The sequence below is a fragment of the Sorangium sp. So ce1014 genome, assembly GCF_051521505.1.
Taxonomy (GTDB): Bacteria; Myxococcota_A; Polyangia; order Polyangiales; family Polyangiaceae; genus Sorangium.
The window spans coordinates 4,295,045-4,319,611 of the sequence record NZ_CP150356.1 but is presented as its reverse complement, the minus strand read 5'-3'; the positions used below and the strand labels follow the sequence as shown (position 1 = coordinate 4,319,611).

At 70.5% G+C, this 24,567-nt stretch carries 17 protein-coding genes and 1 tRNA gene; 8 read left to right on the top strand and 10 right to left on the bottom strand.

Annotated features, from left to right (window positions below; translation table 11 throughout):
• Positions 1-15 precede the first annotated feature (15 nt).
• From WME75_RS16365 to WME75_RS16355, 3 genes are all read right to left on the bottom strand, one after another.
• Positions 16-210, bottom strand: a complete 195-nt coding sequence (locus WME75_RS16365; RefSeq protein WP_437491792.1) for a hypothetical protein — start codon at positions 208-210, stop codon at positions 16-18.
• A 263-nt stretch (positions 211-473) separates the two neighbouring features.
• Positions 474-7,100 (bottom strand): RHS repeat-associated core domain-containing protein, encoded by a 6,627-nt coding sequence (locus WME75_RS16360; RefSeq protein WP_437491790.1) that lies wholly within the window; start codon positions 7,098-7,100, stop codon positions 474-476.
• A gap of 465 nt (positions 7,101-7,565) precedes the next feature.
• The gene (locus WME75_RS16355; RefSeq protein WP_437491788.1) at positions 7,566-8,987 is read right to left on the bottom strand and encodes a hypothetical protein; all 1,422 of its coding nucleotides are present in this window, start codon (positions 8,985-8,987) and stop codon (positions 7,566-7,568) included.
• A gap of 397 nt (positions 8,988-9,384) precedes the next feature.
• On the opposite strand from WME75_RS16355, the gene WME75_RS16350 reads away from it, so the two are divergent.
• Complete coding sequence (locus tag WME75_RS16350; RefSeq protein ID WP_437491785.1) at positions 9,385-10,656, top strand: Kelch repeat-containing protein; 1,272 nt, start codon at positions 9,385-9,387, stop codon at positions 10,654-10,656.
• A 159-nt stretch (positions 10,657-10,815) separates the two neighbouring features.
• Here the strand turns inward: WME75_RS16350 and WME75_RS16345 are convergent, their stop codons facing one another.
• Both WME75_RS16345 and WME75_RS16340 read right to left on the bottom strand, forming a co-directional pair.
• Positions 10,816-11,043: an addiction module protein gene (locus WME75_RS16345; protein WP_437491783.1), complete on the bottom strand. Its 228-nt coding sequence runs from the start codon at positions 11,041-11,043 to the stop codon at positions 10,816-10,818.
• 745 nt (positions 11,044-11,788) lie between these two features.
• Entirely contained in the window at positions 11,789-12,085 is a 297-nt protein-coding gene (locus WME75_RS16340) for an Ada metal-binding domain-containing protein (RefSeq protein ID WP_437491781.1), read from the bottom strand.
• Positions 12,086-12,374: 289 nt separating this feature from the next.
• Here WME75_RS16340 and WME75_RS16335 point away from each other — a divergent pair, with 289 nt between their 5' ends.
• The 3 genes from WME75_RS16335 (at position 12,375) to WME75_RS16325 (ending at position 16,107) form a co-directional block, all read left to right on the top strand.
• Positions 12,375-13,751, top strand: a complete 1,377-nt coding sequence (locus tag WME75_RS16335) for a YecA family protein (protein WP_437491778.1) — start codon at positions 12,375-12,377, stop codon at positions 13,749-13,751.
• Positions 13,752-14,164: 413 nt separating this feature from the next.
• On the top strand, positions 14,165-15,064 hold the full coding sequence (locus WME75_RS16330; RefSeq protein ID WP_437491775.1) for an MbnP family protein: 900 nt from the start codon (positions 14,165-14,167) through the stop codon (positions 15,062-15,064).
• Positions 15,061-16,107, top strand: a complete 1,047-nt coding sequence (locus WME75_RS16325; RefSeq protein WP_437491772.1) for a cytochrome-c peroxidase — start codon at positions 15,061-15,063, stop codon at positions 16,105-16,107. Before WME75_RS16330 ends, WME75_RS16325 begins: the two co-directional genes overlap by 4 nt.
• A gap of 256 nt (positions 16,108-16,363) precedes the next feature.
• On the opposite strand, the gene WME75_RS16320 is transcribed toward WME75_RS16325, so the two are convergent.
• Positions 16,364-16,439 (bottom strand) — tRNA-Lys (locus tag WME75_RS16320).
• A gap of 240 nt (positions 16,440-16,679) precedes the next feature.
• Between WME75_RS16320 and WME75_RS16315 the strand changes: the two genes are divergently transcribed.
• Together WME75_RS16315 and WME75_RS16310 are read left to right on the top strand one after the other, a co-directional pair.
• Positions 16,680-17,444 carry a S1 RNA-binding domain-containing protein gene (locus WME75_RS16315; RefSeq protein ID WP_437491769.1) on the top strand — a complete coding sequence of 255 codons (765 nt, stop codon included), beginning with the start codon at positions 16,680-16,682 and terminating at the stop codon, positions 17,442-17,444.
• 691 nt (positions 17,445-18,135) lie between these two features.
• A complete protein-coding gene (locus tag WME75_RS16310) occupies positions 18,136-19,554 on the top strand; it encodes a L,D-transpeptidase (protein ID WP_437491766.1) in 1,419 nt (472 codons plus the stop codon).
• An 83-nt stretch (positions 19,555-19,637) separates the two neighbouring features.
• Here the strand turns inward: WME75_RS16310 and WME75_RS16305 are convergent, their stop codons facing one another.
• Entirely contained in the window at positions 19,638-20,072 is a 435-nt protein-coding gene (locus WME75_RS16305; RefSeq protein WP_437491763.1) for an acyltransferase, read from the bottom strand.
• A 455-nt stretch (positions 20,073-20,527) separates the two neighbouring features.
• Here WME75_RS16305 and WME75_RS16300 point away from each other — a divergent pair, with 455 nt between their 5' ends.
• The gene (locus tag WME75_RS16300; protein ID WP_437491760.1) at positions 20,528-21,364 is read left to right on the top strand and encodes a hypothetical protein; all 837 of its coding nucleotides are present in this window, start codon (positions 20,528-20,530) and stop codon (positions 21,362-21,364) included.
• Between the two features lie 196 nt (positions 21,365-21,560).
• On the opposite strand, the gene WME75_RS16295 is transcribed toward WME75_RS16300, so the two are convergent.
• Together WME75_RS16295 and WME75_RS16290 are read right to left on the bottom strand one after the other, a co-directional pair.
• Positions 21,561-21,953 (bottom strand): response regulator, encoded by a 393-nt coding sequence (locus tag WME75_RS16295; RefSeq protein ID WP_437491757.1) that lies wholly within the window; start codon positions 21,951-21,953, stop codon positions 21,561-21,563.
• A gap of 206 nt (positions 21,954-22,159) precedes the next feature.
• Positions 22,160-22,591, bottom strand: a complete 432-nt coding sequence (locus WME75_RS16290; protein WP_437491754.1) for a DUF309 domain-containing protein — start codon at positions 22,589-22,591, stop codon at positions 22,160-22,162.
• A gap of 115 nt (positions 22,592-22,706) precedes the next feature.
• On the opposite strand from WME75_RS16290, the gene WME75_RS16285 reads away from it, so the two are divergent.
• A complete protein-coding gene (locus WME75_RS16285; RefSeq protein ID WP_437491751.1) occupies positions 22,707-22,904 on the top strand; it encodes a hypothetical protein in 198 nt (65 codons plus the stop codon).
• A gap of 29 nt (positions 22,905-22,933) precedes the next feature.
• Here the strand turns inward: WME75_RS16285 and hflX are convergent, their stop codons facing one another.
• Positions 22,934-24,370, bottom strand: a complete 1,437-nt coding sequence (gene hflX / locus WME75_RS16280; protein ID WP_437491748.1) for a GTPase HflX — start codon at positions 24,368-24,370, stop codon at positions 22,934-22,936.
• Between the last annotated feature and the right edge of the window lie 197 nt (positions 24,371-24,567).

Here is a 24,567-nt window from a genome sequence, read left to right as displayed (position 1 = left end):
TTCGCCTATCCACCTTCAAGTCAAGGTGTTTTGTGTTCGGATCACGAACCCTCCCTCGATCTGGACATAGGGGTTCTGCGACCCGTCGATCGGCGCCGTGGTCACCGGCTGCGGCACGTACCCGGACGCGCTTCCGGTCGTGCTGACGTCGATCGGCGGCGCCGCCGACCCATCCTGGGTGGCATTCGGCGTCGCTCCTCCACGATGCATCTATTCGGGAGTGAGCGCCCTTCGAACCCATTGACCCCCCACTGACTCGCGTTCCGCCTCGGTTTGGTCGGGTAGATCAAGCGTGTTTATTAGCGTTGGATCGCGTTGAATAAGGTGCTCTCGTCCAATCACATGGTACTCTTCATGGCTGCCGTGTGGCTCGCCGCAAAGATACATCCAATCCCCCTGCTCTCTCGCGACAAGGAGCACGGGTCGACTGCCGTCGAAGATGTGCGAGCAAACAAAACTGGCCGCTTCATGGTTCATCGTCTTAAAAACTCCTCCTGCGTTTGAGCTCCTTTGGACCGATTGCACGTTCGGCACGATGGAACTAGATTTTCGTCCGTCGTGGGTCCGCCGCGCGAGTACGGTTGTCGATGATCGGCTTCATACGAACTCGGCCGACCGGGCTCCTTACTGATTTCGCGTCCGCAGTATTCGCACCGCGGCGTCCCATCGGCGTCTTTGCTCTTTTCAAAGGTTCGTTCCCGTTGCGCTGTGGTAGGTCGCCGCTGACCTACCGCCTTTCCTCCACTACCCGACCCTTGCGACATCATCGCCTGCGACAGCCCCTGGAGCCCCGCCGCGATGTTGCCGACCCCACCGACGACGAGCCCGGTCGACACCACGATCGCGGGCACACCGACCGCCGCGCCGATTCCGGTGGCGCTCGTGACGCCACCGAAGACTTCCCCCGTCAAGCCCCCGATCGTGAGGGCAATCCCACCCACGAGCTGCCCGATGGCCAGGCCCATCCTGGCCTCCGGGGTCCCATGAGCCACCACGCCGGCGGCGTCCAGCAGCTCATGACCCACGCCGGCGAAAGGAACGGCCCCGAGCAGCAATCCGGCGACGAACCCTCCCTCGACCTGGACATAGGGGTTCTGCGACCAGTCGATCGGCGCCGTGGTCACCGGCTGCGGTACGTACCCGGACGCGCTTCCGGTCGTGCTGACGTCGATCGGCGGCACGGCGCCGCCCGTCTCGGCAGCCATGGTGTTTGGTTCGACGTCGGCGCGCGCCCCGCGCGCCGAGGATGGAAGGACCAGCTCGATTTCGATCGGCGGCAGGCCGAGCTCGTCCGAAGTGAACTCCGCGCCGGCAGCCCCGTCCTCCGGGAGCGCTTCCTGAAAGCCGCCCGGGTCGACGTACGCGAGCGGGTTGTTCAGCACGTAGCTGTACGGATTCCAGCTCTGCCCGAAGGACGGAATCGAAACGATCGGGTCCGTGGTCAAAAACCGCCCGATCCTGGGATCGTAGATCCTGCCCTTCAGGTTCACGAGCCCGAGCTCGTCGTCGCTCTCGTGCCCCGTGAACCCCTGCGTCGTCTCGCTGGAGAACGACGCAGGCGGGCGCTCTCCCCACACGGGGTTTCTCCGCTGCCCGAACGGGTCGTAGCTCCGCCGCTCGATCACGTCGCCGTCCTCGTCGGTGAGCGCATCGACGGAGCCGAGGTGATCGACATGCACGTACCGCGTGCCGTCATCCGGGCCTCCCCGGGTCACGATCGCCACCACGCGCTCCGGCGAGTGGACGTGGTACCGATGCTCTACCGTGCCCGACGCCGCCTCGGTGACCCGTTCGTACAAATCGCCGAAGTAGAGCGTCTCCTTGTCCGGCGTGGTCTTGCGGATCCGCTGCTGGTCGCCGTCATAGGCGAACGTGATGGTGCTCGTGCCCTGCGTGATGCGCTCCGGCAGGTCGAACGGCGTATAGCGCACGGTCGTGCCGCCGGGGCGCGCGATCTGATCGCCGACCGCGTCATAAGAGAAGCTGTCCGTTCCCGCGCTTGTGACCGCGTGCGGGTGCACCGGGTCGTCGTAGAGAAGCGTTCCGACGTCCGACTTGAAGGTGAGATTACCGTTCGGCGCGTAGTCGTAGCGGAGCGCGCAGGGCGCCGACGCGCTCTCCACCTCGCCGAAGTACGCGCAGGTCAGCCGGTGGATCGCGTCGTGCCGGAAGCGCTCCGTCGTGTTCCGGGGCTGGAGCGCGTCGGTGCGGCGGGTGAGATTCAGGCGATCGTCGTAACCATAGTCCAGGTCTTGCACCTCGCCCGCGCCGCTCTGCGTCACCATGTGCCTCAGACGCTGCTTGTCGGCGAGGTAGCTCCGCTCCGTGACCGCGCCATTGCCGAACACCTCCTCCCGGAAGCGCCCCGCGCTGTCCACGTCCGTCAAGCGCCAGTACGCGGCGTTCGTCTGGCTGTCGCGCACGGCGAGCACATGGCCATGCGGGTCGTGGTCGTGGGCCACGACGAACGACGCCGCGCCGGAAGGCGCAGGATACGTGACCGTATCGATCCGGCCGAGATCGTCGTAGCCCAGCTTGGCTTCCAGGGGAGCGCCCTCTCCATCGATGCGGAGCGTGATCGTCTCGGTCTGGCTGAAGCGGGTGTATCCGTACGTCTTGTCGCCATCGGGGCTCGCGAGCCTGTGGAGCTTGCCGAGCCCGTGCGCCGCGGTGTCCCAGGTCCACTTCGTCGTCAGAAGCTCGGCGCCGAGCTGATCCACGCGCGTGTCGGGTCGGCCGAGCGCGTCGTACGTCCACGTGATCTCGCGTCCGAGCGCATCGGCCTGTGACATCGGCTCGCCGAAGCCGTCATGAATCGAAAGCGTCGTGCCCCGATCGGGGTCGTCGAGCTGCCGGACGCGGCCGAACGCGTCGCGCGTCGTGCGCGTCACCGCGCCGCCTGGATCGGTGACCGTGTGCAGCATGCCGAACGGGCCGTAACCATAGCGGGTGATCCCGCCGGCCGCATCGGTGATGGCCTCGGTTCGCCCCAGCGGATCCTGCTCGGTCACGGTCACGTGATCGAGCGGGTCGGTGACGCGCGCGAGCAGGCCGTCGTACTCGGCCGTCGTGACCGCGTTCCACGGCGTCGTATGGCGCACTTCGCGGCCCACGGCGTCGTGCTCGTAGCGGTCGTACAGCCGCTCGCTCTCGGGCGTATCCTCGCTGACCGGCACCGAGCGCCGCGCGATGTGCTCGCCCAGCGCATCGTAGCCGATCTCTTGCAGGATGCGCTTCGCCTCGCCCCAGCCCTGCGACGGTTCCGGCTCGGGCCCGTACCACCACGACCGGATCGGGCGGCCGAGGCTGTCGTACTCCACCGTGTCGTCGGCGCCGCCGGTCGTCGTGCTCTGCTGCATCACGCGCCATGCATCCTGGCTCGGGCCGCCGTCCTTTGTGCGCGAGAGCGTGACCGTCGTCGTGGTGCCGTCCGGGCGCGTCTCGATGCCGAGGCGCCCGAAGCCGTCGTACTTCCACTCCGTGACGAGCTGATTCGGATCGACCCGCTTGAGGAGCACGCCGAGCGCGTCGTCGTACTCCACGATCGTCGTGTGCTCGGCCGCGTTCACGTACTTCTCGGGGAACAGGCCCTCCTCGTCGAGCTCCGTGGTGGATGTCCGCTTGTGGCCGAAGGCGTCCTCCGCCGTGACGCCGGTGATGTTCCCGAAGTCATCGTGCGTGTACGTGAGCGACAGCTTCGTGTCGGGAAGGCCGTCGTCGCTCTCGGTCGACTCGGTATCGACCTCGCCGTGGATCGTCGTCGTTCGCGTGAGGGTCCGGCACTGCGACAGCCCCGCCGCCGCGCTGCACTCCTTCTGCGTCTCGAGCTGGCCGAGGACCCAGCGCTCGGTGTCGTTCTTGAAGGTCCGCGTGACGTTGAGCGTGAGGTCGACGCCGCTCGTCGAGACCTCCTCGGCGCGCACGTTGCCGAACTCGTCGAACTCCGTGACCTTCGACACCGAGTCGCGGAGCAGTGTCGCGCCGTCGTCTCCGCCCTCGACCTGGCGCACGTAGGTCTCGATCGAGGGCATCGCGCCGCTCGGGGGCGGATAGACCCCTTGCGCTCGCCTCACCCGGCGCTCGGTCGGCAGCGTGAAGTACGTCGCGCCGTCGTTCGTCGGAACGACCGTCCGCTTCACGTCGAGGAACGAGAGCTCGATCTGGTCCGGCCTGGGCTGGCTGGGCAACCCCGGCGCCCAGCGCCACGTCCGCTGGACGTGCCCCGCGAAAGGAAAGACCTGCAGCTCGTCGTCGTACGTGACGTGGTCGTAGACGTCGATCCTCGCGGCGCCCGTATCCAGATCGGTGACGATCCGCTCTCCGAACCCGAGGAATCCCCGGCCCAGCCGGTGGTAGCGCCCGTCGCGGTAGCTGACCTCGAAGCGCCGCGGTCGATCCGCGCCGCTATTGAGCGCGTACGCGCTGACCACCCGCCGAGGGCCCACGATGCAGCGGCGCGGATAGCCGCAGTCGTCCGCCGCGCTGGAACGCGCGAGATAGAGCGCACTCTTCCGGTCCGGATCCGCCTCCGCGCCTCCACTCGTGACCGACGCATCGGCCAGGTGGCCGTACGAAATGCTCACGTTGGGCACGAAGTCCGGCTCGGTCGGGTCGTGCGCGTTCATCCCGTCGGAGACCGCGACGAGGAGATCCTGATCGGCCGAGAGGTTCTGGAAGATGTTGAATACGCCGCCGAGCGGCAGGATCACGTCCTGGGCGCCGTCCCCATTGACGTCGCCGGTGCGCGCCCCGTGTGGATCGGCCAGGGTGATGGCATCGCCGAGGCTGGCCGCGAACGGCACGCCTGCATCGACGAGCTTGAACGGCGGCCCCGCGCGGTCGCCGGTCGCCTGCAGGACGGCCCAGGACGGGAGCGCATCGGAGCCGCCCAGCAGCATGCCTGGTGGAACGGGCGTGAGGAGATCCTGCCGCCCGTCGCCATTGAAGTCGAGCGGCACGGCGAACCGAAAGAATGCGTCTTGATCCGACAATCCCAGCAAATCGCCGAAGCTGAACGCGTTCACGGTCCGGAACGACGACGCCACGAACGTCGGCCCGGTGTTGAGGTAGGTGATGAGCTCGTGGTGGCTGAAGCCGGATTCCACGGCATCGGGTAGGCCATCGCCATTCACGTCGAGAAAGACGACGCGGCCCCCGCCCCACACGACGGGGAGCTCGGTGTCGATCACCTCCCAGCGTCCCTCGCCCCGGCGCATGATCGCGTCGTAGCTCTCTCCGAGGAGGACCGTCCCGTCACCGAACCGCCGCAGGGACGGCACGATGAGATCGATCTTGCTGTCGGCGTCGACGTCGAGCGTGTGCAGCTCCGTATCGCAGGGATAGCCGGTGAGCAGCTCGATCGATTCGCCCGTCGGGTCGAAGCCCGCGGGCGTCGCGCCGCGCACAGGCCGCCAGAGGTGGACGGTCCACACGGAAGAGGCCGGAATCGGCGATTGTCCCAGGCGGTCGTGGTCCTCGCACTGGAGCAGATCCGGCATGCCATCGCCGTCCAGGTCGGCGAGGTGCATCGAGCCGCCGGGGCTGCTCAGGCTCGGCGGCGCGGGCGTGACCCCGAGCGGGAACGGCCGGCGGATCTCCGTGTCATGAAGCGCGAAGGTCCGGTCCGGCCGGGACAGGAGCACATGCCACGTGGTCTTGGCATCGTAGGCGTCGTGGAGCAAGACGTCCCTCCGCCCATCATCGTCGAAGTCCAGGACCGTCCCGAGCTCGGGCTGGAGAAGGGCCGGGTCGGAGGGCCCAGCCGGATCGGCGACGAACAACCAATCCTCGAGGAAGGCGAGCTCCGCCGGTGCGAGGTAAGTCGGTGAGCTGCGCGGTCCTAGGTTTCGCGCCACCCGCCACGCGGTGATCGGATTCGACGGCGTGCTGAGCCCCGCGACCATGTCCGGAATCACCAGATCGTCGAGCCCGTCGGCGTCGATGTCGAACACCATCGGGCTCGCCAGCTCGGAGACCGGCTTGTCGATCTCCGTCGTCAGCCGCTTGAACCCCGGCTTCCCGTGACTGTACTGAAAGCGGGTGGGAGGCTTGCAGACCCGATCGCTCGCGCACTCCTCGACCTCAGTCAACAGCGTCCGGCTCGTCGTCGGGCTGAGCTCGTAGCGGAATCCGTAGCTCCTGACCAGCGCGTCGCCCGGACCGAGCATCTGGATCTCCTCCAGGCGAAGCGAGCGCTGGAGCGCCATGCCGCCCGAGTAGCCGGTGCGAATGGCGGCCGGGTCCTTGGTGCCATACACGAAGCGCACCGCCCGGGAAGGCGCGAGCGACGGCGTACCCTCGAAGCTCGTGTAGCGGATCTCGTCCACTGCGTACTCGGCGGCATGACCGTCCTCGGCCTCGGCGAGGCAATACGCGTACGTCATGGCGTTGCCGCGGCCGTCACGGGCCTCGTTCGCGAGCCACACGCGCGGGACGCTGCCCCGCGCGAGCGGCTTACTGCCCTCGGTGCGCCCGTACTCGACGACGCGGCCATTCGGCAGGTGCGCCTCGAAAAAGAGCGCCTCGGCGGGCGCACCGCCCTCCGGAGGGTAGTGCCCGACCACCTTGACGAAGGTCTCCGGGAACGTCCGGTACTCGATGGTTCCCGGTCCCTCTCCCACGGGGACGAGGCGCTGGCCGTCGAGGCAGAGCTTGTCCTCGCGGTCGTACCGCACGCCGCGGATCTCCCCGTCCTGCGCGAGGCTCTTCGAACATCGCGTGATCGCGGAGAGCCCTGCGATGGAGAAGCTCGCGCCGAGTACGCCGTCGCTTCCATCGCTGCGATAGACGAGCTGGAGCCGAGGTCCCATGCCAGCGCGGGAGGGCACGGTAGCCAACTCCATGGTGTACACGGCCTCCCCGGTGCTCGTGATCGAGAACGTCCCCGGCAGGGTGCCGGCGGCGACGGTCTCGACCTCTGGCGTGGGGCGGGACGTGGCGGGGCCATGCGCGCGCTGGGTCCGGCAGGCGATCAGGCCATGAGCCGGATCCATGGGCGGGTCGTCGCGCACACACTGGCATCCTCCCTGCGCGAGCACGCAAGCGAGAAACATCCAGAGCGGGATCATCGCCCGGAGAACGCGTCGAAGAACGAGCGCCATCGCAGCCTCCCTCGCACCGAGGAGGCCATGGCGCGGCGGCCCGCGTCAAGCGCTGATCTGAAGTCGGTCCCCCTTCCCTATGCTGAGCTCAAGGCATTCATCAGGGTGTCTGTGCGCGGCCAGCGTGCACGCGGCAACAGGGATTGCGCTGTGTCCATAACACTTTTGGTCGCCCGCGCTGGAGGCGCAGCAAGGCGAGCTCCATCGGACAGTGCATCCACATCATCGCTCGCCATTGCACTGGGTGCGGCCTTTGCGGCGCTCACCGGGGTCGACCCTGCCATCACCGGGGCCATGATGCCCCGCTCGACGAGCTTCCTCCTGCGCGTTGACGACTGCACGGCGGCCGTGCGTGACCACCTCGGCGGCGATCCGAAGAGCGGCGCTGTTCGTGCTCCTTGGCTGGCGGCGAGACCGGGCGGAGGCGCTCTTCTGCGATCGTAGGACGGCGACGGGGCCTGCTCCCTACGGTTGCTCGTCCGGGATCCGGAGCTCGTTCCACGCCCACTGCGCGGCATCGTCAGGCGCCACGCGGATCGCCTGGATATCATCCCGTCCGATCGGGAGGACGTTGCCCTCCTCGTCCCTTGTCAAGACGACCTCAGGCCAGCTGAGGTCGATGACGCGCACGCGCCGCGCCCGCGACCACGGATCGGCCCAGCCCGGCGCTGCCCCGATCACCAGGTCGACGGCCGCGCACTTCTCGCGGGCGCTCTTCAGCTGCTGGTGGAGGCTCACGTCGCCGGGCAGGGCCCAGTCGGTGGCCAGCGCTTCGTCGAGGGGGCCATAGCGAAGCCGCACGGAGCCGTGGAGGACACCGTACTGGTAGAAGGCGTGGAGCGCCTTGACATCGCTCTCGATCCGGCGCGCAAGCCGCTGGTGGTCGCCTTCGGACAGGTAGCGCGCCACCCGCTCGGGCTCGCCGAGAGGACGGCTGATGCGGGTGGTTCCGGCGATGACGAGCTCCGGCGTGATCTGGAGCGTACGGCCCCGGTCCAGGCGCCTGGACTCCTGCGGAGGCCCGAGGTCCACGACCCGGCAGCGGTCCGCGTCGAACCCCAGCGCGTGCAGCGCGTCGCGGATGTGGAGCCCTGCGATCACGTCGAATCCCGCGAGCAGCCCGGCGAGCTCGGCGGCGTCGCGGCCGATGAAGGTCTGGATCGATCGCGGGCCGACGTCGAGCAGCGCCACGGCCTGCGGATGCGCGGCGGAAGGGACCACGCGAAGGACGGCGCGACGGGACGCGCGCGCGATCTCGGCGTCGCGCTGCGCCTCCGCGTCGAGCTCCGCGCGACGGACCGCCCTGTGCTGCTCCGGCGCGGTGCGCTGCGCCTCCGGCTCCGAGCGCTGCGCCTCTCGCGACGAGCGCTGCGCTCGCTGGACGAGCACCGGCTGCGACAGCTCGCGGATGGCCCGCCGCATCGCGCCGAGGCCGGGCGCGGCGAGGCTCAACGTGAGCCGTCCGCCGTCACCGGGGAGGAAGAGGTCGCTCTTCCCCGGCCCGTTGCGGGGGCCGAGCTTCTCTCGGTGCCTCGTGAGCCCGGCGAGGAAGGTCTCGATCTCCTCCGCCTTCATCGGCGTCTGCCGCGCATCCAGCACGGCCGCGGCCTGTCGGATCCACGGCAAGCGCGTCACGGCCTGATCGCGGAAGGCCGCCTCGATCTCGTCGAGGGACAGGGGGACGTCGTCACCGGGCAGAGGAAGCGTGGACGCCGGGGGCTGCGGCTCCGCGCGCTCGTCGAGGAGGTCGGGCGCCCGCAGCAAGGTGCGCAGCAGGCGGAGATCGACGACCCTGGGGCGCCGATCGTCCCGCTGGGTACCGCGCGCCGTGCGCGCCACGGGACGGAGCTGACGATCCTTCGAGATCCGGGGATTCGGCTTCGCCATGGGCGCGCACCGTACCGCAACGTCCGTCTCAATTCAGCACTGCCGACGGGCTCACGACGTCCGGGGTCGGATGGGAGTCGGTCAGTTGAGAAAACGGATCTGGAATGAGAAAATTCAGAAGCCAACCGGAATGGCCGAAGCGAATGACGCGGTGCTTTTCCGGTGAACCGTCGAGATTTTCCGCGCCGAATCTGGCAAGGCCTCCACATCGGATCCTGGCACGGACAGGAGAAGCGCAATGTGCGTCTGCGTTGCGGGTGACCGCCCACGGAGCGGACCCTCCGGGGGGAACTCGCGCTCACCGACACGATCCTCTGGTATGATCCACTGTTGCGCTCGTGGCGCGTCCCCGCAGGGGACGGCTCCGCCCTCCCCCAACACCCGACGAGGTCTTACCATGTCTCCCACCGGTCGCTGCCATCGTGGTCTGATCGCCTTCCTCTCCCTGGCCGCGCTCGCGGCCGCCGGCTGCGGTCCTGCATCGGAGCTCGCGGACGGTGCGCTCGAGGAGGCGGAGCTCCAGGTGAACGCGGCGCCGTCAGCCGACCACCACGCGAAGAAGCAGAAGCAGAAGCAGAAGCAGAAGAAGTGCCGCGGCCATATCGGTGTCCACGCGGAGTGGTCCTCTGTGGCGCCGCTGCCCCGGGCGCGAGAGCGGCACATCGCCCTGCTCATGCCGGACGGCCAGGTGATGGTCGCCGGCGGCAGTGGCGACTACCCCTACCCCACGACGGTCGACTTCTACAATCCCGCCGCCGACGCGTGGACGACCGGCGGCACGCTGCCCTACCCGCTGGCCCCCGTGGGCGCGGCGCCCCTGCCGGACGGCCGGGTGCTCTTCAGCCCGGGCGGGCTTGTCTACGATCCGAGCACGGGCGCGACGACGAGCGTCCCCCTCACGCCCGGCGAGGCGGCCCGTGGCTGGGAGTTTGCCCAGACGGCGCTGACTCCCCTGCCGAACGGGCTGGTGCTGCGCACGGGCGGCAGCGACGACAGCAGTGTTCTGAAGGAGGCCGTGCTCTACGATCCTGCCACGAATACATGGTCCACCGCAGGGTCGATGTCGGTGACTCGCCACCTGCATACGGCGACGCTGCTCCAGGATGGGCGCGTGCTCGTCGCCGGCGGGTACACGTTGAACGGCAACGAGATGCCCGCGGGTCGCACCGGCGTCGAGATCTACGATCCGGCCACGGGCGCCTGGACGGCGGCGGCGCCGACGAACCTGCCTCGCATGCAGCACACGGCCACGCTGCTGCCCAGCGGGCGGGTGCTGGTGGTCGGCGGCGGCGGCGCGATCTACGGCGGCACCGAGGAGGAGATCGTTGTCCTCGTCGATGCGGGCGAGACCGCCGAGATCTACGATCCCGCGAGCGACACGTGGACGCTGACCCCGCCGCCGAATTTCCGCCACAGCTGGGCCTCCGCCGTGGCGCCCATGTCCCACGGCCGCGTGATGGCCATCGGCGATGAGGGCGCCGAGATCTACAAGGAGGCAAACAACACGTGGACCGTGATCGACGACCCGATCCCGAGGGCCTTCCACACCGCGACGACGCTGCAAGACGGCTCGGTCCTCATCACGGGCGGGTATGACGCGACATATTTCTCCAATCCGCCGGCGATCGAGAGCGTGGAGCGCTACGGGGGCTGCAAGAAGAAGCGGTGACGCGTCCAGGGGCGCTGCGCGTGCCTGGCCGACGGACGGCGAGCAGCTCCGCCTCGAAACGGGCGCCAGCCTGCTCGTCGCGCTTCCAGTACCCAACGGAAGGCTTCGTGGGCTTCGCGCTCGGCCTCGGGCGCGATGGACAGGACGCGTCGCGCCATGTCAGCCCCGCATAAAGATGCGCTTCCGGGCTTCCTCCCAGGGGATCGGCTGGGTGCGCCCGGTGCAGAGATCCTCTAGGCGACGTAGAGCCTCGTCGGTCCACGCGCGCTCGATCTCCTCGGGCGGCTCCTCGCCCACGCTGTCGAGCAGGCGGAGCGCGATGACGCGCCGCTCGCTCTCGGGGAGCTTCAACACCTCGTCGAGGATCTTCTCGGCCGGGTCGCTCATGGAGCGCAGTATAGCCGTCCCGGCCACGCCCTGAGAGGTCAGGTCGGGCGAGCCGAGCCACCTCGGGAGAGCGGCGCCCCTCGTGGCGCGAGGTGCCGGTCGTTCACTTCGGGCGATCCGGACGCGAACGGCGTCCGCCATCCGCATCGCGCGGCACCTCACGCGATGCGCCCGGACCTCCTGTGGGCGACCACCGAGCGCTGGGCGGAGCAGGAACCGTGGCAGCGGTGCGCGCCATGGGGCCACGGTCATCGGCGCTGCGCTTTGTGTCAATCTCAGCGGCGCACCGGCCTGGGGTGTGCCAAACGGCTCGATCCTGTGCCAAGCGAGGGGGGTCCGGCACCGGCACAGACGCAATGCATTGCGACACACCGGGTCCCGGACCCCTCCCGAACGTGCCACGGACCGTCTTCCGGGGGGATTTCTGTGCCAAACAGCGTCCGAAACTGCGCAAATCTGCGCCACCACCCCCTCGGAAGCGCCAGTTTTTGTGCCAGATGGGGGGTCCGGACCCCTCCGGACCGCAATCCACTGCGTTCGCGCGGCCTCGGGACCCCCTCCGGATCGCAATCCACTGCGTTCGCGCGGCCTCGGGACCCCTCCGCACCACGATCCGCGTCGAGCAACCAGCCTCCCCGAGACCGAGGTCCAGCGCGACCTCGTAGCCTGCATCGGTGCCGGCGGTGTTCTCTGCAGCCGTGGCGATGTGCGACTTCGTCCACCACTTCAGATCGTTGACCGCCGGCTAGATGGCGTCCTGGTTCCTTCTCCACGCGGCGAACCGATCACGCATGCAGTTGCCACACGGCCGGTAGCCGGCCGAGACGGCGGCATCCTCGTCGGCGAAGAAGACCCGATGCTGTGTGTAGGCCTCTCCGTAGTTGCGGATGGAAGCGAGCGCAGATCCGCAATCGAGACGGCCGTAGATCTTGGCCTTCGCATTGCCACCCAGCGTGCCCGGCGCCGTGCTCTCGTACTTGTGCCCGTCGGGACCGAGCAGCCTATACGCCCTACGGGCGCTGCGATCGATGGCATCATCCATGCTCGCGACGATACCGGAATCACCGGAGCGGTGCGACGAAGTCTGCCGGATCCCTCAGCCCGGCACGTCGTACCCGCGCAGGCGTCCGCCTCCGACATCGTGCTCCGCGCTGCGCTGCCGCGGGAGCAGCGTGTCGTTCCATCCATGGGCCTCCGGACGCGGACGAGATCATGGCCCGGTGAGATCGTCTAGCTTTCCGTCGATGCGTTTGAATTTCTCACGAAATCAAACCGATGCTGGAGGATAAGCGGGCTTGCCGCTCTCTGTCCGCGCGGGTACCCAGGCTGGCGTGCAACACGCGGAGCACTTCCTCTCACGCCTCGATCGCCTGCCGCGCAGCGAGGTGGATCTCGCGCTCGAGCTCTACCGCGACCCGGAGCTGCTCCGCGCGGTGCTCGACGCCGCGACGCTGCCGGAGCGCGTGGAGCGGGTGGCGATCTCGCTCGATGATCCCGTGCAGGGGCCGTTCCTGGTCGTCACGCGCAGCGGCCACTTCGTCACGTGCCTCGGTCGGGGGATGCGGGCCGGGGATCTCTCCATCGTGAAGCGCGGCGAGCTCGACGCGATCGCTCGCAAGGTGACCCGGCTCCGGGAGAAGATGGTCCTCGCGAAGCAGCTCGGCGGAGAGCGAGCGCACGCGCGCCTGCTGCGGCGACTCCTCGTGGCGTCCGACTCGGTGAGCCGGGAGGAGTTCCTCGCCGTCGCGGCCTGGGAGCCGCTCCTCGGACCGGTGTTCCTCGACCTCTACCTGGCCATGGGGCGGGAGCTCTCGCTGCAGGGGCCCATGCTCCGGACGCGTCGCAGCCGCAGGGCCCAGGACGAGGAGGTCCTCCACGCGTACTGGAACCTCCTGCACGCCGCGGGGCACATGGCGCTCCTGGGCGCGATCACGGCCGATCGAGAGCAGTACGTGTCGCTCACCGACCAGCACAAGGGAGCACGGGCCGCGTTCAGCTATCCCCTCACCGGGACGGGCGTCGTCACGTTCATCCTCAAGGGTTCGTGGGCGGCCGCGCGCCTCGGCAGGCTCATGCTGCCGGATTACAAGCGGGCACTGGTCGAGGACGTGAGCTTCTTCGAGCTGCTCGACACGCTGTTCGCGCTCCTCGCGATCGGGACCCGGGCGAAGAACACCCGCGCCGAGATCGTGAAGGCGCTTCACGCGGCGCCCAGCACCGCCCTCACGCCGCAGGCCAAGCGGCTCCGGGACGTGATGGGCCGCGAGGTGCAGCTCTGCTGCGAGATCACAGCGCAGCTCCTTGAAGCGCCTGCCGAGGAGCTCGAAGCGATGCTCCGCAGGATCGGCGAGAGGTACTTTGAGCCGGACGCGGCGCAAGCGGATGACCCGATCCCGGAAGAGCTCATCCGCACGCTACCGTTGATGTCCTGGGCCGACGGGATCACGGACGGCAAGAAGCTGCTTGTGTCGCTGCACCTCATCGCGGCCACGGCTCGTGGCACGCCGGAGCAGTTCTACCTGCCGGGCGAGCTCACCGAGGCGCTCCACCAGCCCTGGACACCGGCCAGTACATGGATGGTGCTCGACCCGCTGCTGAAGGCGGCTCAGGCGGGGCGCAGGCCGGGCGCGGGCACGGCATCGATCGGGCGGCAAGATCCCTGTCCCTGCGGAAGTGGACGTAAGTGGAAGAGGTGCTGCGGGAAGTAGGTCCAGCGGGAGGCTCTGTCATCGACCGCGCGCGCCACGCTCGCGACCCTCCCGAGCGCGCCGCCGCCCGTGACGCGCATCTCGCGCAGCATCGTGGCGCGGCGGCTCGCCGGTAGCCTCGATTTCGCCCAATTTTCCGACAAAATGAGGGGATCGTTCAGGCCATGATCCCCACGAGCACTCGCCGAGCTTCGCGAGCGACGCCTTGCCCTGCTGCACGCTGTACGACTGCATATCGTGGACCCCGCCCTCCCCGCGTGTCGCCCAGCGAAATCCCAGCGATGCGTCATCTGTTCCCGTGTGGTGCGTCATCGCGTACAATCCATCCCGCGATGAAATCTCCTGGCTTGTTCCGGTCCATCGGGTTGCTATTAGGCGCCGCAGCCGCTTGCGGCGCGTGCTCGAATCAGCAGATGGCGTCCGGGACCGGCGGGGCGGGCGGCAGCCAGCCCGACGGGTCCGGTGGAGCGAGCAGCACGGGTGGAGCGGCCGCCCACCCCGACGCCGGCGGCGCGGGCGGCCAGGGCGAGGCCACCGGGCCGAGCGGTTGCGCAGAGCGGCCGGCGTCCATCAGGACCCAGGGCACTCTCGTCGAGCTCGCGTTCGAGCTCGTCCTCGGCGGCAAGCCGTTCCTGTTCGGCGAGCCGAACGTCGCGCCGGACGGCAGCACCGTCACGCCGCTCAACGTTCGCTTCTACGTCTCGCACGCGGCGCTGATCGAGGCGGACGGCGATCTCGTGTTCGTCGATATCGTCGGCCCGGACGGCGCCCCCACCCCTTACGGGGTCCACTTCTACAACGCCGAGGACCTCGGCTCGGCCACGCTCCGGCTGCGCGCTCCGGCTGGCAGCTATGAAGGCGTCAGCTTCGTCTGGGGCTTGCACCAGGCGTGCAACATCTCCCGGCCTGAAACGAGCGTCGCGCCTCTGTCGGAAGCCTCCCAGATGACGTGGCCGCACACGGGCTACCTCTTCCTGCGCTACGAGGCCACGGTGGCTCCGCCGGCCGGGGGTGGTCCCGTCGATCCGGACGGAGGGACGGCCAGGGTTCCGCCGGCGGTCCACATGGGAGGCAACCTGGTCATGGATCTCGCCCCCAGGACCGAGGTACGAGGCGCCCTGTCCGTGCCCGCGAGCGGCGCGACGGGCAAGGTCGTCCGGGTCGTCATGGACGAGGTCTTCGGGGGCGCCACGGCGGACGTCGACTTGACCGGGTTCGTCGCGCCGCCCGGGCCCGTGGGAGACGAGCTCCTCGCGGGTGAGCGCCTGCGGCGCGGCATCCCCGACCTGACGGTGTTCGCCTTCGGTCCGTGATCCCGAGCTTCCACCGTGGAGGGGCCATCGGCCTGGCGGCGCTGCTCCTTGCGGGCGGATGCGGCGACGACGGGTCGGCGGCCCCTGGACCTTTGCCGCCACTCGTCACGGACGCCATCCCCGCCGGGTTTCCGGCGCGCACCGCGGCGGCCAGAGCGCCGGTCGCCAACGCGCTCACCGAGGCGAGGGCCCAGCTCGGCAAGAGGCTCTTCTTCGACAAGCGCCTCTCTCGCACCGGCGAGATGGCGTGCGCGAGCTGCCACCGCCAGGAGTACGCCTTCGCCGATCCGGACCCCGTCTCCCGGGGGGTCGAGGGCCGCCTGGGACAGCGGAACGCGCCCGCGCTGGTGAACCTGGCCTGGGGCGAGAGCTTCTTCTGGGATGGCCGCGCGGCCACCCTGGAAGAGCAGGCGGGGAAGCCCATCGAGCACCCCGACGAGATGGATCTACCGCTCGCCGAGGCCGTCGCTCGCGTCGCCGGCGATGACGTCTACGTGAAGGCGTTCGCGGATGCCTATGGCGGGCCTCCCGGCGAGGAGTCCTTGCGCCAGGCCATCGCCAGCTTCGTCCGTTCGATCGTCAGCGCCGACAGCCCTTACGACCGGCACCAGCGCGGGGACGACACGAGCTTCGGAGACGCCGCGCGCCGCGGCGAGGCGCTGTTCCTGACCGAGCGGGCTGGCTGCTTCCATTGCCACCCGTCCGGAATGCTCACCAACGAAGGCTTCTTCAACAACGGCACCTACCTCGACGGCGGCGACGTCGGGCGGCACAAGATCACCGGACGGACGGGAGACCTTGGAAAATTCAAGGTGCCCGGTCTGCGGAACATTGCGGCGAGCGCCCCCTATATGCACGACGGATCGCTGGCGACGCTGGAGGAGGTGGTCGACCATTACGATCGCGGCGGGCTGGGCCATTTCTCCACCGATCCGCAGATCGATGAGCTGGGGCTCTCTCCGGACGAGAAGGCCGATCTTGTGGCGTTCCTGCGGTCGCTGACCGATCCCGCCTTCCTCGGCGATCCGCGGTACCGCCCCTGAGCGGCAAGCCAGCCAGGGGCAGGGCGCCATGTCCCTGGATCTCCCTCCAGGCCCGTGGCCGGTGGTGCCCCGGCCGTCCAGGTCCTCACCGCCCACCTACACCTGGCGCCCCCCAGGTCTACGCCCACGTCGTCCGGAGGACCTCGTGGCCGCGATCGGCCTGCTCGGCGGCGGTGGTCACCGGATGGGAACGGCCTCTCCGGGCACTCGTTGAGGCGCGCTTTATCAGCGGGCGAAATCCTCAACGATTTGGTGATGGTGGGTCGACAGGGACTCGAACCCTGGACCTACGGATTAAAAGTCCGCAGCTCTACCGACTGAGCTATCGACCCGATTCAGCGGCGGGCGAAGCTAGCAGAAGCCCCTCACAGGTTCCACCTTTCCTTTCCACCCGCGTCGTCGCCCATCACCCGGCCCCCTCGCCCCTGCCCGCTTCCTCGCCCATCCTTCCCGTTCCCACCTCCCCTCCCTTTCCCCCCGCCCGTCTCACCTCCCCGATTTCCACCCCGTCCCTCGCTTCCCTCTCACCGCCGCCTTCCTCACGCCCTCGCCTCGCGCTATGAGGTCGCGCCATGTCGCCGTCACGCCCATCCGCCGCCTCCAACGAATCGTTCGCTTCGCTCTTCGAGCAGTCGGAAGGAGCTGGCAAGCAGCGTCGCCGTCAGTACCACACGGGTGAGACCGTCGAGGTGACGGTTGTCGCGATCGCTCGCGAGGCGGTCTTCGCGGATATCGGTGGCAAGCAGGAGGGCATGTTCGAGCGCCCGGCCCTCAGCGACGGCGACGGCCAGCTCCGGGTGGCGGTCGGCTCGCGCGTCTCGGCGGTGGTCTCCGGCATCGACTCGGGCACCGGCCAGGTGCGCCTCTCGCCGGTCGTCGTGCGCGCGAGCGACGACGGCGACGGCTCGACGTCGCTCGCTGTCTCCGCGCCTGCTGCGGGCGGCGCGCCGTTGCTCGTCGAGGGGGCGCGGGTCAAGGGCAAGGTGACGGGCATCGAGCGGTACGGCGTCTTCGTCCAGATCACCGGCACGTCGGGTCGCTCGGGTCGCGGGCTCGTCCCGACAGTCGAGACGGCGACGCCTCGCTCGGCCGACCTGAAGAAGCACTTCACCGTGGGGCAGGAGATCGAAGCGAAGATCCTCAACGTGGACGAGTCCGGCAAGATCCGTCTGTCGATCTCCGCCCTCCGCGTCGACGAGGAGCGCGGCCAGTTCGAGTCGTACGCCAAGGGCGACCGCCCCGGCGGTGCCGGCGGTGCCGGCGACAAGGTCGCCAAGCCTGCCCCTCGCAACTTCGGCACGCTGGGCGACCTGCTCGCGAAGAAGGTCAAGCGCTAGCGCGCCTTCTCCCGCTCCATCCTCCCTCACGCTCACGCCTCGCTCGGCCTCCCCCCATCCCGCCGGCAGGAGATTGCATCTCCCCCTCGGTTGAGCGTACACCTCGCCCGCTCAGCCCCTTGCGGCCCCGGTTTCAGCTTCGCTCGCCCGCTGGTCTCGCGCTCGCGCTCGCCCCCGCGGCCCTCCTCTCTCTGCCTTCGCCTTCGCGCCGATGCTTCCCCTCGCTCGAGCCTCCGCCCCCGCGTCGCTGCCCCCATCGCAGCGCTCCCCGCGCGCCTCGCGCTCTGGCTCCCGCTCCTGCCCCACGGCGCTCACCGGCTCCCTTTCCGGCGCCGGCTCACCCCCGTTCTCGCTCGCCGCCGTCGCCTCCGCTCCCCTCCTCGCCTTGCTGACCGCAGCCTGCGCTCCGGCCCAGGATCCTCCCGGCAGAGCGACCGACGATCCCGTTGCCGGCTCCCCGGAAGCGCCCGCCCCGCTCGCTTTCTCCGCCGTCTCCGCCACCCCGGGTCTCCCCTCGCTCGACCCGGCAGCGCCCTCCGCTGCCTCTCTCTCCCCCTCTCCTGGCTCTGCCTCTGGCTCCCCCTCGCCCGGCGCCGCGCTCCCTGCGTCCCTCACGTCGTCGGCCGCCTCCTCCTCGTCCGCGAAGGAGGCCACCCTTCCGGGCCAGGGCGCGAAGATCGCCAGCATCGCGATGCGCACCTGGATCTACGTCGCCCCCGACGAACGCTCGACGAGGCTCGGCTATCTGCGCGCCGGTGCGGTGGTCGATCGGGCCGAGCTCCCGGTGGGCACCGACGGCTGTGCCGGCGGCTGGTACCGGATCGCGCCGCGCGGCTACGTCTGCGTTGGCAAGGGCGCCTCGCTCGCGCTCGAGCACCAGGTGGTCGCCGCTGCCGTGCGCGGCCCGCGCCGTGGTGCGCCCGTGCCTTACCACTACGTCATGTCGGGCTCGCGCCCGCCGCACCTCTACTTCCGGCTCCCGACCGCCGAGGATCAGCGCCGCGTCGAGGGCTCCACGCTCGGCGTCCACCTCGCTCGCGCCGTTGTTGCGCCCTCGTCGTTGCCGCTCGACCCCGTGCCGGCCTTCCTGCTCGCCGGCCGGGATCTCCCCAAGCCGTACGGCGCCGAGGAGAAGCTCCACTACTCCGTGCACACGGGCCGCGCCAAGGAGAGCTCCGCGTTCGGCCTGATCACGACCTTCGAGTGGACCGATCGCCGCTTCGGCCTCACGACCGAGCTCGACCTCATCCCGCTCGATCGCACGCGTCCCGCGCGCCTCAGCGAGCTGCGCGGCGTGATCATCAAGGATCTCGACGCCGACGGCGCCGACGCCCCCGCGAGCGCCGCCTTGGACGCCGCAAGCTTCTCCATCGCCGAGCCCCCCGCCGACGAGCTGCCGCCCGCGCCGCCTGGCGCCGACCCTCGCGTCGATCCCAGCCTGAAGGGCGCCCCGGCCTTCGTCCGCGTCCACGGGGCGACGCGGCGGCGCCTGTCCGCCTCGGGCCGTGCGCTCGTCGGCGCGGGCGCTGCGCCGTTCCGGTCGGGCTGGGTGCTCACCGGCCGCACGCAAGGCGGCGCCAAGGGGCTCGTCGAGACCACGGAGGGCTCATGGCTTGCCGGGAGCCACCTCGTCATTGCCGAGCTGCGCAAGGACCCTCAAGGGTTCGCGCGCGACGGCAAGAAGTGGATCGACATCTCGATCCGCCGCCAGCTGCTCGTCGCTTACGAGGGCACGCGCCCCGTGTTCGCGTCGCTCATCTCCAGCGGTCGCAGCGGCATGGCGGATCCCGAGGAGACCGACGCCACCGTCCGCGGCTCGTTCTACATCCACGCGAAGCACGTCTCGACCACGATGGATGGCGACGACGAGGCGACCGAGGCGTTCGACCTGCGCGACGTGCCGTACACCCAGTACTTCCACGGGGGATACGCGCTGCACGGCGCCTACTGGCACGACGAGTTCGGCAAGGCGCGCAGCCACGGCTGCATCAACCTGGCGCCTGCCGACGCGGCCTGGCTCTTCGAGTGGACCGAGCCCGCCGTCCCGTCCGAGTGGCACGGAGCCCTCAATATCGAGGGCGGCGGCACGCTCGTTTACGTGCACGGCTGAGCTGGCTCCGCTGCGCGAGGCGGCCGATGCCTCGCGCGCGAAGCCAGCTCACCGCCGGTGCGCTACTGGCTCTCCCGTCCCTGTTACTGGCAGGACGCCGGCATCTGCGCGCCGAGCAGGAGGCCGCGCAGCGTCGAGAGCGCCTGCCGGCCCTGCGGCGAGTTCGCGAGGCCGTCGCACGCCGAGGCCGCCGCGAGGTAGCCGCCCTGCTGCTCGGGCGGCGCCGACTTCGCGTTCTGGCGCAGCGCCGCGCAGCACTTGCGGATCCCGCTGGAGTCACCGGTGACCACCTTCTTGCCGGCGTCCGCGTCCGCCGCGTCGTCCGCCGCGTCCGCCCCGGCGTCCTCTTCAGGCACGATCTGCGTCGTGGGCGTCGGCGTCGGGGCCGGCGTCACCACGGTCGGCGCCGGCACCGGCGGCGGCTCCTCTTCCTCCTTCTTGCACCCGTTGCTGACCAGAGCCACCGCGAGGGGGAACGTCAGCGCCCCCAGAACCGTGAAGAGCCGTGTAGGTTTCATCTCGCCTCAAGTATCCGATCCGCGTTTGCGTGGGAACTTCTGTTCGACGACGGACGCCCCGATCGTAACCAGCTTCCCCGAGCGCACACGGTCATGAACCTCGCCGACTGCACGCCCTCGGCGATCCGAGCGGTCGAAGTATGGGCGTCGCAAGCCCGCTCGCAAGATCGCGAACGCCGCCGACGGGCACGCCTCAGGTGCGCCCCGACCTCGCCTGCAGGCGCGTCCGTCGCCCCACGCGCGGGGCGCATCCGTCGCCACGCGCGCGGGGCGGACGCGGGGCGGAATGGAGCGCAGCGACGTGCGCTGGCCGGCGTGCGAGGCGATCCGGCGCGCGCGCCCCTGGCCCAAGCGCGCGCTCGCGCGCATGTCAAAACCACGAAAGGACACGCCGACCGGCCGGCGGAGCGTCACGACTCCAGCGTTCGACCGATACGGCTGAAGCAGAAGCAACCATGAAGAGCACGCAGCACAAGGAGTGGAGGAACGAACACCGCTCCGCTGTCACCAGCCCCGCGGATGACACCTCGGTCGCGTTCGCGATCGACGCGCCGGCGGCCGGCGAGACCGCTGCCGCGGCGCCCTCGGCCGCGTCCGCGGAGCGGGCCGCGGGCGAAGATCGCGACGTGTCCTCGGGGCAGATCGACCTCACCGCGCTCAGCGCCGGCGCGGAAGGCGCTCCCCCCCAGGTCCTCGACCTCTTGCCGGTCTTCCCGTTCGGCGAGCCGCCAGCGTCCATGCGCGGCCCCGCATCCGCGCGCGGCCCCGCATCCGCGCGCGGCCCTGCATCCGCGCGCGGCCCCGCGTCCGCCCGCACGCCCGCGGCGCCGTCGCTCGACGCGCCGAAGCGCGCGTGGCGCGCCCGCTCGGCCGCCACCCTGCTCGCGGCCGCCGCCGCGGTTGCGGCCCTCACCGCGAGCGTCTCGGCCCCGGACGCCGCCCCGGGGCCTCCCGCGACGGCTGGGCTCGCGGCCGCGGCGCGCGTGGTCGAGGCGCGGCTCCCGCGCGTCGATGCGATCGCCGTCGATGCGATCGCCGTCGATGCGATCGCTGCCGTGCCTGCGGAGCGCGTGCCCGCCGCGCCTCGCGTCGACGGCGCCGTCGCTGCCGACGAGCCCGGCACCACGGCCTCGCGGCGCGCGCCCGAGGGCCGCACGCGGGCCACCGGGGCAGCCGCTCCGCCGCACGGCAAGGCCGGCCCCGCGGCGCCGGACACGACCGACCGCCGCGCTCCCGCCGACCCGTGCCGCGGCGACCTGTTGTGCGCCATGCGCCGCGCGACCGGCGGCTGATCCACCGCGCCTGGGGGATGGCCTTCATGTGAATCACTCCGGGGCGAATCAGGCCACCACCTGCGGCTGAAGCGACCCCTGCGCCGCCGAGCGACGGATCTCCGTCGCTCGGCGGCGGCCCCTCCACGCCGCCGAGCGGCCGCTCCACCGCCGAGCCCCTCGGGTCGGGATCGCGCCCGGCCCGGCCTGACCCCGCTCAGGCGGAGGCGGAGCTCGGCCCGGGCGCCGAGCCGGCGTGCACCGCGATCGAGTCGAGCAGGCGGTTCAGATCGAACGGCTTCGCGACCGACGCGCACGCGCCGACCTCACGGGCCCAGCTGCCGGCGTCCACCGCCGCCGTCATGACCAGGATCGGCGCGCGCGGACCGGGACACGACGCGTACGCCCGCGCGAACCCCCAGCCGTCCATCACCGGCATGCGCATGTCGAGCAGGATGAGGTTCGGCCTGTTGCGCTCGAGCAGCGCCAGCGCAGCCTCTCCGTCGCTGGCCGAGAGGACGTCGTAGCCCTCCTCCGCCAGCGTGATCTCGAGCATCTCCCGGATCTCCTGATCGTCGTCCACGATCAGGATCTGCTTGCGCCGTTTCACGCGGCTCCTTTCGGTTTGCAGCTTGGCTCGAGGCGCGCTGCTCGCCTGCCCCTCCATCCCGGTTCCACAGGTTCCGTCTGCCACGCGTCCCCCCCACACGGGTGCCCCCCGTGCGATCTCCACCCAGGCAAACGATGTCACGCCGGCGTCCCACGTCGCACGTGACAAGCGCAATCTCGACTGCGGAGCCCGTTCGGGGCAGAAGCTCACGCCCGCGGACGCGCGCCGGCCGGTGAGGACGATGCGCTCTCATCCGTGACCTCCATCCTGGGCAGAAGCGACGCGTCGAGCGCTGTCCTCCCCTCGCTCGCGAGTTGCTCGATCGCGCGCGCTGCGCGGGCGATGTCGCCGGACAGGAGACCTACCGCGACGCCGCCCATGCCCTCCGGCACGCCCGCGAGCCGCGCGTGCGCCTTGTCGAGCAGGCGCACCGCCCCCGACGGGCTTCGCATCCGCGTGAGCTTGTGCAGGGCGGCGGCGACGAGGATGAGCCCCTGGAGGAGCGCTTTCCTCACTGGATCCGGCTCGTCGCGCCACCCGTCCTCCCACAGCTCGTGCGCCTCGTAGAACAGCCCGGCGCGGTAGGCGCCCAGCCCGCGCTGGACGATCGCTTCGAGCTCGGCGTCGGGGGTGTTCATGGCGCGGACCGGCGGCAGAGGCGAGCAGAGCAGTGCAGAAGACGAGCGGGACGACGAACGATAGCATGCGCCCCGGCGCGCCCGCGCTCCGCCCCTCCGGTGCTACGCTCGGCGCGTGCAGCGGTGGATCCTCGTCGGGGTGATCGTTGGGCTCCACCTCGTGGCGTTCGGGATCGGCCTGTTCCTGCGCCGCTACCGGCTCCGGCGCCGCCCGCTGCCCTCCGCCGCGTCAGCGCGGCACGCGCCTCCTCCACCCGCCGCCCGCCGCGCTGACGCGGCACGCGCCTCCGCCGCCCGCCGCCCACCGCGCTGACGCGGCACGCGCCCCCCGCCGCGGCGCGCTCAGCGCGCGAGCAGGCTGCGCAGCCGCTCGAGCGCCACGGGGTGCGCCCGCACCGAGAGCCGGCCGCCGGCGTCGTCGTACTCCTCCGAGAGCACGCGCGCGTTCTCGTAGATCTCCCCGATGAGGCTCTGCTTCGCGTACGGCAGGAGGAGCTCGGCCTCCACCATCGACTCCTCGAAGAAGGCGATGATCGCCTCGCGCAGCGCCGCCACGTCGGCCGGGGTCTTCGCCGAGAGCAGCGTCGCCTCGGGGAACTCGAGGCGCAGCGCGTCGCGCTCCTCCTCCGGCAGCCGGTCCACCTTGTTGAGCAGGAGCCGGCTCGGCACCTCGCTCGCGCCGATCTCCGAGAGCACGCCGCGCGTCACCCCGAGCTGATCGCGGAACGTCGGGTCCGACGCGTCGGCCACGTAGAGCAGGAGCGACGCCTCGAGCGCCTCGTCCAGCGTCGACCGGAAGCTCGCCACGAGATCGTGCGGCAGCTTCTTGATGAAGCCGACCGTGTCCGAGACGAGGATCCGCGGGCGCACCTCCGGGTGGAGCGCGCGCACCGTCGTGTCGAGCGTCGCGAACAGCTTGTCCGCGACGAGCACCTCGCTCCCCGTCAGCGCCCGCATCAGCGAGGACTTGCCGGCGTTCGTGTAGCCGACCAGCGCGACGCGGCGCTGCCCCTGCCGGAGCGCGCGGCGCGTCGACTGCTCGCGCTGGACCGCGCCGAGCTCGTGCTTCAGCTCCGCGATGCGGTCGCGGATCTTGCGCCGATCGAGCTCGAGCGCGCTCTCGCCGGCGCCCTTGCCGCCGATGCCGCCGCGCTGCCGGTCCGCGCCGCCGCCCATCTCGCGCATCCGCGGCGCGACGTAGTTGAGCCGCGCGATCTCCACCTCGAGCTTCGCCTCGCGGCTCCGCGCGTGGCGATGAAAGATCTCGATGATCACGCCCGCCCGATCGAGCACCTGCGCGCCCGTCGCGCGCTCCAGGTTGCGCGCCTGGCTCGGCGAGATGTCGTGATCGACCGCCACGACCGTCGCCGTGCGCGCCTCCTGCCGGGCGCCGCCCGCGCCCGGCGCCGCGACGCCGCCATCCTCGTCGTCGTCTGCGTCGTCGGCGTCATCGCCGAGCTCGCCGTCGGCCCCGTCGCCCTCGCCGCTCTCCGCGGCCCGGCGCGCGCGCGCCTTGTTCTTCCGCTCGGGCGCGCCCGAGGGCACGACGCCGCTGCCGCCCGTGAGCTCCGCGAGCTCCTTGAGCTTGCCCTCCCCGAGCACCGCGGCCGCCGCGAGCGCGCTGCGCCGCTGTGACACGGTCGCGATCACCTCGAAGCCGAGCGTGTGAACGAGGCGGCCCAGCTCGGCCAAATCAGCGGCGTGCTCGACATCGTCGACGCCGGGGAGCTGCACCCCGACAAGCACAGCGAGAGGACGTTCGGTTTGGGTCGTGGTCATACGGTGGTGTGCGAGGGCGGGAGCTTCGCCATATCCACCCTCGCGACGCAAGCCGCGCGCTCTCCCGGCGCACGCGAAAGACGGCCCTGGGGGGCGTTCCCCGGGCTCATCCCGGCGCGGACCACGAGGCCGTGCAGGGCCGCCCCGACGCCGCCGGCAGGCCGTCACCTCGGCGGAGCGCCCGCCCGCCGTGCGCC